The sequence below is a fragment of the Sabulibacter ruber genome, assembly GCF_017355955.1.
GTDB lineage: Bacteria > Bacteroidota > Bacteroidia > Cytophagales > Hymenobacteraceae > Nibribacter > Nibribacter ruber_A.
In genome coordinates, this window is sequence record NZ_JAFFID010000004.1 from 365,558 (window position 1) to 376,584 (window position 11,027).

Below are 11,027 nucleotides of genomic sequence, written 5' to 3' on the forward strand. Positions count from 1 at the left end.
GAGACGTACGGGACGTTTCTGGGTTTGGTAAGCGAGTTGTTTTCTGGCCGGTTTTGCTAAATCCAGCCGAAAAGAGCAACCGCCTTCTCTACAGCCCTGAAGGGAATTAACGCAAGTTAGAAAAGCAGCTCGGTCACCGCAAAGGAAACCGCCGAGACCACAAAGCCCACAATGAAAAAGATATAGGCAAACCGCAGGCTGGTGTATTTCTTCTGCAGCACCACGCCCAGGTGGTAATTGTCTTTGATCATGCTGGCGTACAAGGTTTTAGGATCAGCAATCAGTTCCATGATCTGCCCCTCGTACTCCAGCAGGCTCATGCTGTGGAAATCCCCGAAGAACATAAGGTTGAGTTTGTCTTTGGTAGGATGCTGCACAGCGGGTTTGTCTCGTTTGATGCGCGGCATGGTCACCAGAATGGCTAGGACCATGGTGCTCAGAGAGGTAAGCAGAAAAAGAATGCCGGGCACAATCAGCTCGGGCTCCGTGTCAATTTTCCGGAACAGCACCGTAAACAGAACCGAGACAATGATGGAGTTGATGGTGAGCAGGATGTGGGCTTTGTTGTCGGCCATGTCACTGAGGCGCATCTGGTTGGCCGCCGTAATCCGGAACAAGGTATCTGCCCCGCGCCTTGATTTCAATGATTTGTCTTTCTTCGTTTTGCCTTCTTCAGGGGCCAGGCCCTCGGTCACTTCCGCCATCTCGCTGCTGGGGTTAAGGATAATTGGGGATGAGTTTTTGCGGGTTCTACGGTAACCGGCACCGGAAAGGTTACTGCCCTAAATTTCCCTTCTAACGTAGGCAGGCGTTTAGCTGGGGCGGTTTTCCCCTTTCTGGAGAATTTTACCCCTAAAACAGCATTCTGTTGCTGACCCTAAAGTTGCCCCAGGTAACGCAAGGCCAGAAAGCACAGACAAACCGAGCCCGAAACGCAGATTTCGCCGCTCAGGATTTTAGGCATCACCTGGTCCAGCGGTACGGATACTACTTCAATGTCTTCGGTGATGTCCAGTACCTGTTTTTGCTCAATGCGCACGTTCTGGGCCAGAAACAGGTGCAGCCGGTTGGTGTCTTTGGCCGGGTTGTCATGGATGACGGCCATGGGAATGAGCGGCTGGGTAGTGACCGCCCCGGTTTCCTCTACCAGTTCGCGCGCGGCGGCGTCTTCGGCTTTTTCCTCGGCGGGGAAGAAGGAACCGGCTGGTAATTCCAGGAAGATCTTGCCGGCGGCGTGCTTGTACTGGCGCACGAAAATAACATCGTTCTGCTCGGTTAAGGGGAAAACGTAGGCCCCATCGGGGCGTTCGCTCACGAAGAAGTCATCTACCACGTGGCCGTTGGGCAGTTCCACCTCATCGCGGCGCAGGGTGTACCATTTGTGTTTGAAGGCGATCTGGGAACGGAGTAACTTCCAGGGGCGGGGAGTAGGCATGACTGTAAACGTAATTAAAAACAAATATGCTCGTTTCTGGCTTCTTTTCAAGAAAATGAGCCAGAAACGAGCATATTTTCTGTAAAAGATTAGCGGGTGAGGGTGCGGTTTTTTCCTTCTACTTTGGCGGCTACGGCCTCTTGCCAGGCCTGCCCGGTGGCCGACAACAGCTCTGAGCTGTTCCAGGTGTGGGTGCTGTTCTGGTTGTTGGGGTCTGGCTCGCAGAGGTAAATTTCGTGGTCGGGTTTCTGGGTCACTTTGAGTCCGCAGGAGCGCAGCATGGCCTCAATGCAGGCGTGGTTGGGCGCCCACCAGTTGGTGACATCGCCGGCCAGTTTGTTTTCAATAAACGCCATCTTGGGGTAGCCTTGCTCCAGCATGACCTCGCGCTCGTTGAACTCAATATCGTTCGGGATATCGGCTACTTCCTCGCCGGGCATGGTAAGGGTCTGGAACACCATCAGGCGCGTCACTTTCTGCGACAGGATGTCCAGCGAGAGCAGCGGATAGCGCAGGTGGTACATCACGCCCATGTACCAGATAAGATCAAATTTCTCCTGCAGGTGGGCCACGTCATAGACCTGCATCTGCCGGAATTCTACTTTGTCATCCAGACCGAACTGTTCGGCTACCCACTGCGCCTGGCGCAGGTAGTGCGGGTCTACGTCAATGCCCAGCACGGTAGCGCCGCGTTTGGCCAGTTCCATGGTGTAAAAGCCGGCGTTGCAGCCCACATCCAGCACGCGCCAGCCGTTCAGATCCTGCGGAATATGATGTTGGATGTGTTGCCACTTAAAGGATGGAAAATCGCCTAAACTGTGGTTAGGGGCAGTTTGGGTACCGTCTGGTAAGTGCAGGTTATGAAACCAGGGGCCGAGGGAGGCAATTTCCTGTGTTAGGTCCATATGGGTAGGTTGGGTTAGAAAGTGTACTCAACCGCTTTTACGGAAAACAGGATAGTAAAAGTTATATGTTTGTGCTTTAGGGCGTAAGCGGCGGGCGGTTTTCTCCTGTTTTAAGGAAAGTAGCCCCAAAAAGATTGGCCTTTACTTTTTAAGCACGATGTCGCGGGTGCCAGTCCAGGTGTTTTGCTTGTTTTTCCTGATATCTACAATACCGGTGCCGCCCACGTCTGGGATAGTGGCCAGGTACTGTTGGGTGACCAGCGGATCATCTTTGAAGACAAAATCAGAGATGTAAACGGCTGGCTTACCCTCTGGCCGGAGCGCCGCGTGGATGTGCGCCGGCATGGTATTGCTGGGGTAAGGGGCCGGCCTGATGGACCGGATCTCATAGCGGCCGTTTTGGTCTGTTTTGCACCAGCCGTGCAGGTGCCCGTGCCACTTCTGTACCCCGGTCTCAGTGCCCTTTTTGGTGTAATGCCCGGTATGGTCGGTTTGGTAGGCGTACATCACCACGTTTTGGTAAGGCGTTTTCCCATCGGGCTGGTAGACGGTGCCGCTAAGTACCAATCGCTCGCCCGGTTCCTGCAACTCGGCCATGGTCATGGTGCTGGTTAGCGGTTGAGGCATGTTGCGGAAACAGCAGTCAATGGGTGCATCCGGGTCATCACACGCTTGGTCTGTAAGTTGGGTACTGGTTTGGAGCTGATGGGTGGGTGCTTGCACAGGAGAACTTCCGCACCCCCGTAGAAGGGTGAACAAGCCGAGGCTAGCCATTGCTATGTACGCCTGCGTAGTCATTGCTACCTACTTTCTCTTCCATTATCTTATACGATTTACAGCATAAAATATCCAATGCTGAGGTCCTGTTTGAAGGGTTTTTGGTGGCAAATTCAGAGATTCTGGCAAAAGTGTACCGCAGTGATATTTTGTTTCTGTTTCTAAGAATTTAGGCTTAAAATAGAGTTATATTCTGGTGAATTACCTGCATAAGCTTGCTATAGGACACTCATTATCCCGGCAAAAAATCTGTTAACTACTGCTAATCTCTTAACTACTGTTACCTGTAAGTGCTGACATTTTCATTAGATTACTAGTCCTAAGAATGGCTATTCGGTAGCAGTGCTATACCTAAACAGAGAAATGAAATTTACCTGTCTTCTTTTACTAGCACTTGCCTTTTGCGTGAGTTGCCAGCAAAGTCACTATGGAAGCAGGCCAGAGCTAAACGATACCTTCGCTGAGCCGTTTGATCTCTCGCTTTTGGCTTTACAATACCTCACCTGTGATACCGGCAAGGAAATAGAGAAGTATGTAATTGAATTGGAGAGGATTGTAAATTAGCGTGCTCGTGTAAATCCCGGATAAGCAACAGTTATTCCTGATCGATAAAATCATACTCTCTGATGATAAATCAAGAAAAGGAGAATAGCTTGCCCTTGTTAATTCCATAGAAAGGTCTTCTGGAAAGAAGAGGAGATTGCCCAATTAACCAACCGTTAGAACCAACAAAATCCAAATCAGATGAGATCGTTCATAGCAATTCTTTTTCTCTTCTTTGCCCTGGATGGATTGGGGCAAGAAGTACCAATGCACACAGACTGGGGGAAAGCGAAAGAGTTGGCTGCCAGGGAGCAGAAAAACATCCTGATTGTGCTAACCGGAAGCGAATGGTGCAGCCCATGTAAAAAGATGGATAAAGATGTGTTCGCCCATCCGCAGTTCCAGAAATACGCGAAGGATCATCTGGTAGTCTTTCTGGTAGACCTACCCAAAAATTTAGTGATGAATTCGGTCACGTATAAAAATTACGAACAGTTCAAAAGTAGGTACCAGGCCTCTGCGCTGCCTTCCCTTATTCTCACGAGCTCAGATGGTAAAAAAATCAGACTGCTGAACGGGAAGATGTTCCGGCTTGAAAACGTGATGGCGCAGCTCCAATCTAACCCTGCAGGCTCATGAAAGTAGCCATGCTGTTTCTGCTGCTCTTGTTTGCGGTGCCTAAATCTTTGGTAGCCCAATCTGACTTGTTGAAAGCCCAGCATGACCTCATCGGGACCAGAGTGGATGCACTCAGTTTTACAGATTTTCTGCAAAATGAGCCAACAAATAAAGATTTTACCCCCAAGTTTAAAGTTCTGGAATTTTGGGCGACATGGTGCAAACCCTGCCTGAAAGCGGTGCCGCACTTAAACAGTCTTCAGAGGAAATTCAGAGACCAGAACATCATTTTCTTGTCGGTTACTTACCAAAACCCCGAAGAGACGGAGAAAGTACTTGAAAAAATTAGGTTTGAAACGGTAGTAGTAAGTGACCGGACAAAGGCTGTGCACAAGAAGTTGAAAGTAGAACACAACGGCTATATGCCCCTGCCAAGGACAGTCCTGATAGACAATGAAAACAGAATTGTTTGGTATGGCTCTCCCAAAGAACTGACCGAAGAGGTGCTACGGAGGTTTATTGGGGGAAAACTCTGATGGACGCAGAGCGATTTATGGCCTGTTTTACTTAAAACCTGGAGAAACTACGTGCTTCAACTTATCGTGTAAACCTCAGCCTAACGCCACAGCCTTGTACATGATTTCTGTAAAACCTTAGGCAACATCAGGAAAGATGGAATCCATTCAGAGAAAGGTGGTTATAGCATCGCCGTTGTTGATTATTGCTGCCAATTTCGGGGCCGCATTCGTGTTCGGTGGTGTTATGGGCAAGTGGGCCTTCCTGCCCATGATCCTGATTGGCTGGGCGCTCTGGCTGTTCTTTATAGCAAAGTTTGGGGGAGCTTCCTCCACCAGGAAATGGCTCCAGAAACCTACTGGGGCTTTGGGGTGGAATGTATTTGCCGTTGTGGTTGGCTTAATTCCGTTGCCCCTTTTCCTGTTCCATGCAGACACCTTAGCGAGTTGGCAGATTTGGGTACCCTGGATTGTATTGGCCTTGATCAACCCCTGGGTTGAAGAGTTTTACTGGCGTGGCCTTCTACTGGATGCCACCGAGCATTGGACTGGTTGGGTGGCTGTGCTCTACACCAGCCTGGCATTTTCCCTCAACCACGCCGCCTTCGGGATTAATTCTGAACTGAATAGTGGGTTTGAAATAATAGGCTCCACCTTTCTGATGGGAGTGGTTTGGGCCATTGTCTATAAGAAAACGAAGAGCCTGCGCTGGACCATAGTCGCTCATTTCCTGGTTGACTTCTTAGGCCTGTCGGTACCCGCATTTTTAGATTTGTGGCAAAAGGGAACCTGGTAAATCCTGTAGGTGAAGAACTACGCTATCGTGCATCTGCATCAGCTGCACGCAATAGGAACCTAATCAATTTGCCAGAAAAAGGAGAGAGCCGGATTCGCTTAGCTGCTATGATACAGATAGGCTAACCCGGCTCCCCAGATTTTCAGAAGAACTCAGTTGAAATAGGCTGCATACTTCTTCGGCATCTCGGTGAGGGGTTTAATCAGGATGTCTTTGTAGTACACCTCGGCGGCTTCGCTCTGGATCTGAAGTTTGCCTTTGGTGAGCGGGGTGGCTTTGCCGTTCTCCACGTAGCGGGAATTCTGCAGCACCATTACTACCTGGCCATTCACAATGTGCAGGCTTTTGTCACCGTAGCAGATCAGCTCAATCTCGGTCCAGTCGTTGTTTTTGCTTTCGTGGTCGGCGCTGCGGAGGCAGAACCCGTCCCGGCCCGAGCCTGCCCCAAAGCTGAGGAACGGCTGCTGGTGACCGGCCACCGAGTTCATCATGCCTTCGGGCAGAAACGCCCTGATGTCCATAGCCGTGTTGGCGATGGTCCAGTAATCACCGGTGTGGCCTTCCATGATCTGGAACTCCTGCGAGAGCATCCAGGCGCGCCAGTAATCCACGCCCGCTTTGCCGATGGAGTGGTACAGCACCCCAGAGTCTTTGAGCAGGTTCTTGCGGGGATCAAACTTGTTCTGGCCCCACTTGTATTTCAGTTTGAGGTGGTAGTTCTCGTACTCCTGCTCGGTGTACACGCACCCGTACACCTCGCCGCTAACCTTCAGCAAAGCTTCGCCGTTTTCCTCCACCACCGTGAAAACCGTCTGGCCATTGGGGTTGTAGCCAATGGGCGCGATTTCTTTCCCCTGGGCATCTACCGGTACTTTGCCGTTGTAGCCTACTTTGTGCCGGTAGCTCAGGTACGTCTCCCATTGCGACAGGTCTTTGTCAAGCAGGGGCGTCCATTCTTTTTTAGGTAGAAACGAGGCTAAACCTAGGCAGGTGAGCAGCAGAGCGATAAAGCCGAGGGAAAGTTTTGTTTTCATAGAGGAATGATGATAGAATCTTGGATTGGTTTTAGGGTTAGTTTTTAGAAATCAGGGCTAAAGTAAGCATAAAAAGAGAAAGCCATCGGTCTGAATTTCAGCTTTTGTAAGGCTGCATTCAGACCGATGGCTTTCCTGGAATTGGAGCCTTATGAAGGTTTACTTCTTGGTGGCGAGTTCATCCAGCAGCTGGTAGCGGCCGCGGTTCTTCTCGGTTTCAAGGCGGGTATTTACGTCAATGTTCAGGTACTGCGGAGTGTTGCCGGTGGCTACCGGCCATTTAGGTAAACCTGCCCCATTGGGATTGCCGGTCTTGATGAAATTGGCGAAGTACTCCTGCATGGTTTTGGAGACTTTGTAGTCCTCGGGAGTCCAGGCGTAGACTTTGTTGGTGGCCAGGTTGCCCATGGCATATTCAATCTCGGCGGAGTGGACGGCACCACGGGCAGGTGGCGCTTTAGGCGCGTTGCTGTCTTTGATCACGCCACCGGCCAGACCCGGCGTGGCATTGCCCATCTCGGGCACCATCTCGGGCCGAGGGCGGGAATACAGGTAACGGTACACGGGTTTGCCGCTGGTTTTGCCGTGCAGGTCCATCCATTTCCAGGTGCTGTAGGCAATGAATCGGTCGCCGGCTAAATCGGTGGCGGCTTGCATCACTTCTTCATCGGTGGTGGCGGCGTATTGCTTCAGGATTTCTTCGGCCCGCTCCCCGAACACGCGTTGCACGGCTTTGGTGAAGTTTTCTTTGGTGGGCGCGTCCTGACCCAGCAAGGCCTGATAGCCCATTTCCTGCGAGTTCCAGCCGGCCAGCAGCGGAACCTTCGCCTGCTCACCGGCGGCAAAGATGGCGGCAGGCGTTTTCGGGAAGAAGTAGCCGTCAATGGTAGGAACAAATCGGCCCACGCCCGGCTTGCCCGCTTCGTTCAAAAGTTTTTGGGCGTCCATGGCTCGCAACTGCGCCAGCGAGGTGGCACCAATGCTGGTAGCGAATTTCACGCCATTCTGCTCGCCTTCCGCCAGAGGAACCGGATCAAACCCCGAGTTCACTAGGGCCCCGCTTTCACCAATAGCACCGGCAATAAGATTCCTGGAAAGCGGAGACGCCATCTGCGCACTCACCGACATAGAACCCGCCGATTCTCCGGCAATGGTCACTTTGTTAGGGTCACCCCCGAACGCCGCAATGTTCTCTTTCACCCAGCGCAAAGCGGCGGCCTGATCCAGGAAACCATAGTTGCCCGAAGCCTTGTACGGAGAGGCCTGGCTTAACTCCGGATGCGCAAAGAACCCGAACACGCCCAACCGGTAATTTACGGTAATGGCTACCATACCTTTCTGCGCCATGCTTTCGCCGTCATAGCGCGGCTCAGAACCATCGCCGGCAATAAAGCCCCCGCCGTAGAAGTACACCAGCACGGGTAGCTTTTCTTTCCCGGTTTTAGAGGGCGTCCAGACGTTCAGGTACAAACAATCTTCGCTCACCCCGTTGCTCCGGAAATTCATATCCCCGAACACCGGCAACTGCATCGCCCTCGGCCCGAACTGGGTGGCCTTACGCACGCCCTGCCAGTTCTTCACCGGCTGCGGCTCCCGCCAACGTAGTTCGCCCACGGGCGGCGCAGCAAAAGGCACGCCCTTGAACGAGCGGATGCCGCTTTTCTCCAGGGTGCCTTCCAGCGTTCCATTGGCGGTTTTTACCTGGTTCATGGTGGTGGAAGCTCCAGAGCTTTTAGTTTTCGTTTGCGCCCATACGGTGGGTGCCACTAGCACAGCCACGAGGAGCAGGAGGAAGATTTTGTTTAGTCTATGGTTCATATCGTAGTCTTATTCGCTTGGTATTTGATGATTTCTGTTGGGGGTATTTACAAGTTATAATGGGCTGTAAAAATTAACTCTCTTTTCTGAAAGATAATACCATTGTCATGGGGTATAGAAAAGTTATTTTGCTTCCATTGTCCCAAAGTATTTGGCTTTGTTACTTTGGGCAGGAATCAAGGGTTTGATGGCCTCGGCAGCCTCAGTAGGCAGATCAGATTCAATAATATCGGCCCCGGATTTGATGATCGCTCGGTAAGCATTCTGCCGTTCTGCCTTGCTCTGAAGTTTGTCATAAGTAGGGGCCGCCGAAATCATGCACGTCACCCCGCGGGCATGCAGCAGGTCCAGCAGTTCCTGGTTCTCGGGCTTGTAGGTGGGGCCAATGTAGGCAATCATCTGTGACCAGGGGATCCCTGCCTTCTCATACTCTAAAAAGGCATCCTTGGTAAGTACGTGGGCCGAGAACATTACTTTGTTGTTTTGCTCATAGTGGTATTTGGCTTGCTGGGCATTATGCACGGTCAGAATCACGTGGGTTTCGGCTTTACGGTCACGCACAAATCGGGCAATCATGGCGGGCGGCACGTCTTTTCTATCCAGGTTAAGGATAGTTTTCCCTTTGCTCCAGGTGATGGCCTCTTCCAGGGTGGGGATATGGTACGCGGTAACGTTGCCTGCTTTGTCCTTCAGGTTCAATTTTTTCAATTCTTCCCAGGTATAGTCAGAAACCTTGCCGCTACCAGTGGTGGTACGGTCCAGCGTTTCATCATGCATGAGCACAATGACACTGTCTTTGGTAAGGCGCGGATCAACCTCAAAAAAAGCCGGCGTGCTGCGGAGCGTATGTTCAAAAGAAGCAATGGAATTCTCTGGATACCCTTTCTCCATTCCACCCCGGTGACCACTGATCAAAGGAATACTGTTTTGGCTGAACCGGAAGAAGTTGTACAACTCCTTGGGACTGCTGATTTTTAGGACGTGCAAGTTTTTGGTCTGCGCTTTCAATCCACTGAAAGGAAACCCGGCTATCAATACCAGGAGCAAGAGAATTCTTGAACGAGAACCCATAGAAAACATGATCTGAGCTTTGAGGAGGTACAAAGATGGTGTTATTGTTCCTGGCAAGTCCTGGAAAAGTAAAGGAGGGTTTTCTTAAAAAATACCTTCCAGTATGAAGATAGGGAGCTTCAGGTGAATAGCAATGGCTTTACAGGATGTTTGCTCAGGCAGTAACCCAGGAACTCAGTTATGCTTTATGTTTGAAGTGAGATGTAGGTTAAAAAATGCTACTTCAGGACAATGTCTCTCTTCCCAATCCAGGTATTAGTGGGCATAAAAACGTTTTCGGCCTGCTTTTCTCAAAACAGGCCGAAAACGACATTCACGTACATTAAAGTAAAATCTAACTGTCCAACTCAAGTTCCTCTTTGCCACTCAGGACGCTGGACTCAGAACTCAGGACTTCCAAAATATAGCTTTCCAACTCCTGCGCCCGGTGGGCGGCGGTGTGATGGGCCAATACTTTCTGGCGGGCGCGTTCGGCGATGGCTGTGCGTTCGTCTTCTGGTAAATGAATCAGGAAATTGAGCGTGTCCTCGGCGGAGTAGGAGACCAGAATCTCTTTGTTGAACTCAAACAGCTCATCCAGGCCATCCCAGTAATCGGAGATGATGGGGGTACCGCAGGCAGCGGCTTCAAAAAGCCGAACGCTGGGCGAGTAGCCGGCCTTGATCATATCGGCGCGGGTGATGTTCTGGGTGAAGCGCTGTTGGTTGTAGAACTTCCGGTGCTCGGCGGGCGGCAGGTGGTGGATGTACTCACAGTTCTCGGGCCACTGAATGGTCTCAGGGTACTGCGGACCGGCCACTACGAAGGAGCCCAGGGGCCACTCCCGGGCGGCATCCAGCATCAGTTTCTCCAATGGCGGCTGACGGTCATCTGAGTACGTGCCCAGATAGCCCAAGTCCCATACCTTCTCTTCCTGCGGCTCGGGGAAGTACAGCTCCGGATCAAAGGAGCAGTACAGTGGCCGGGCCATAGGCGACCCGAATTCCTTCTCCAGTTTCTCCAGCGTAGGTCCGCCAGTGAACGACAAGTACATGTCATACTGCGGAATGAGGCGCGGATGCAGGTACTCGTAGTCTTCGCGGGCCAGCTTGGCTAGGGTCACCGGCGTATCGATGTCATAGAAACCGGTTACGCCCTGCGCGGTCTGAATAGCCCATTCGCCCACGGCTACGCCTTCGGGTACGTAGGAGCCTACCAGCACGAAATCAGCGGTACGCACCTGCTCCGTGAAGCGGGCCTGCAGATCATCGAGCGACTGGTACAACTCGGTCTGGCAGTATTCAGGATTGGGTAAATCACGGTTTGAGGCGTACCACGGCACATCGCGCTCCAGGAACAGGATGTGGTGGCCCCGGTTACGCAACTCGCGCACCAAACCTCTAAACGTGGTGGCGTGCCCATTGCCCCAACTAGAGGTGATGGACAAGCCCAGAATGACTATGTTTAATGGTTTTTGACTCATATTTTTAGACACAAGTATCAGGTATCAAGTAGCACGACTTTTCTCGCTGGCGC

Annotated in this window: 11 protein-coding genes; 3 read left to right on the forward strand and 8 right to left on the reverse strand. The window is 51.6% G+C overall.

Going from position 1 to position 11,027, the window contains the following annotated elements; translation table 11 throughout:
• Nucleotides 1–116: 116 nt before the first annotated feature.
• The 4 genes from JT719_RS19610 to JT719_RS19625 form a co-directional block, all read right to left on the reverse strand.
• Nucleotides 117–704 (reverse strand): Pycsar system effector family protein, encoded by a 588-nt coding sequence (locus JT719_RS19610; RefSeq protein ID WP_207435426.1) that lies wholly within the window; start codon nucleotides 702–704, stop codon nucleotides 117–119.
• A gap of 173 nt (nucleotides 705–877) precedes the next feature.
• Nucleotides 878–1,435 (reverse strand): NUDIX hydrolase, encoded by a 558-nt coding sequence (locus JT719_RS19615; protein WP_207435427.1) that lies wholly within the window; start codon nucleotides 1,433–1,435, stop codon nucleotides 878–880.
• A gap of 89 nt (nucleotides 1,436–1,524) precedes the next feature.
• The gene (locus JT719_RS19620; protein WP_207435428.1) at nucleotides 1,525–2,340 is read right to left on the reverse strand and encodes a TIGR04290 family methyltransferase; all 816 of its coding nucleotides are present in this window, start codon (nucleotides 2,338–2,340) and stop codon (nucleotides 1,525–1,527) included.
• A 141-nt stretch (nucleotides 2,341–2,481) separates the two neighbouring features.
• On the reverse strand, nucleotides 2,482–3,063 hold the full coding sequence (locus JT719_RS19625) for a dioxygenase family protein (RefSeq protein WP_207435429.1): 582 nt from the start codon (nucleotides 3,061–3,063) through the stop codon (nucleotides 2,482–2,484).
• Between the two features lie 798 nt (nucleotides 3,064–3,861).
• On the opposite strand from JT719_RS19625, the gene JT719_RS19630 reads away from it, so the two are divergent.
• The 3 genes from JT719_RS19630 to JT719_RS19640 all read left to right on the forward strand — a co-directional run bounded on the left by JT719_RS19630 (nucleotide 3,862) and on the right by JT719_RS19640 (nucleotide 5,589).
• Nucleotides 3,862–4,299: a thioredoxin family protein gene (locus JT719_RS19630; RefSeq protein WP_207435430.1), complete on the forward strand. Its 438-nt coding sequence runs from the start codon at nucleotides 3,862–3,864 to the stop codon at nucleotides 4,297–4,299.
• Entirely contained in the window at nucleotides 4,296–4,814 is a 519-nt protein-coding gene (locus JT719_RS19635; protein ID WP_207435431.1) for a TlpA family protein disulfide reductase, read from the forward strand. The genes JT719_RS19630 and JT719_RS19635 overlap by 4 nt, the downstream gene beginning before the upstream one ends.
• A gap of 136 nt (nucleotides 4,815–4,950) precedes the next feature.
• The gene (locus JT719_RS19640; RefSeq protein ID WP_207435432.1) at nucleotides 4,951–5,589 is read left to right on the forward strand and encodes a CPBP family intramembrane glutamic endopeptidase; all 639 of its coding nucleotides are present in this window, start codon (nucleotides 4,951–4,953) and stop codon (nucleotides 5,587–5,589) included.
• 152 nt (nucleotides 5,590–5,741) lie between these two features.
• Here JT719_RS19640 and JT719_RS19645 read toward each other — a convergent pair whose 3' ends face one another.
• The 4 genes from JT719_RS19645 to JT719_RS19660 all read right to left on the reverse strand — a co-directional run bounded on the left by JT719_RS19645 (nucleotide 5,742) and on the right by JT719_RS19660 (nucleotide 10,974).
• On the reverse strand, nucleotides 5,742–6,623 hold the full coding sequence (locus tag JT719_RS19645; RefSeq protein WP_207435433.1) for a 3-keto-disaccharide hydrolase: 882 nt from the start codon (nucleotides 6,621–6,623) through the stop codon (nucleotides 5,742–5,744).
• Nucleotides 6,624–6,782: 159 nt separating this feature from the next.
• Nucleotides 6,783–8,441, reverse strand: coding sequence for a carboxylesterase/lipase family protein (locus tag JT719_RS19650; RefSeq protein ID WP_207435434.1), 1,659 nt, complete (start codon nucleotides 8,439–8,441; stop codon nucleotides 6,783–6,785).
• Nucleotides 8,442–8,564: 123 nt separating this feature from the next.
• Nucleotides 8,565–9,428 (reverse strand): glycerophosphodiester phosphodiesterase family protein, encoded by an 864-nt coding sequence (locus JT719_RS19655; protein WP_242693369.1) that lies wholly within the window; start codon nucleotides 9,426–9,428, stop codon nucleotides 8,565–8,567.
• A gap of 418 nt (nucleotides 9,429–9,846) precedes the next feature.
• Nucleotides 9,847–10,974 carry a CgeB family protein gene (locus tag JT719_RS19660; RefSeq protein WP_207435436.1) on the reverse strand — a complete coding sequence of 376 codons (1,128 nt, stop codon included), beginning with the start codon at nucleotides 10,972–10,974 and terminating at the stop codon, nucleotides 9,847–9,849.
• Between the last annotated feature and the right edge of the window lie 53 nt (nucleotides 10,975–11,027).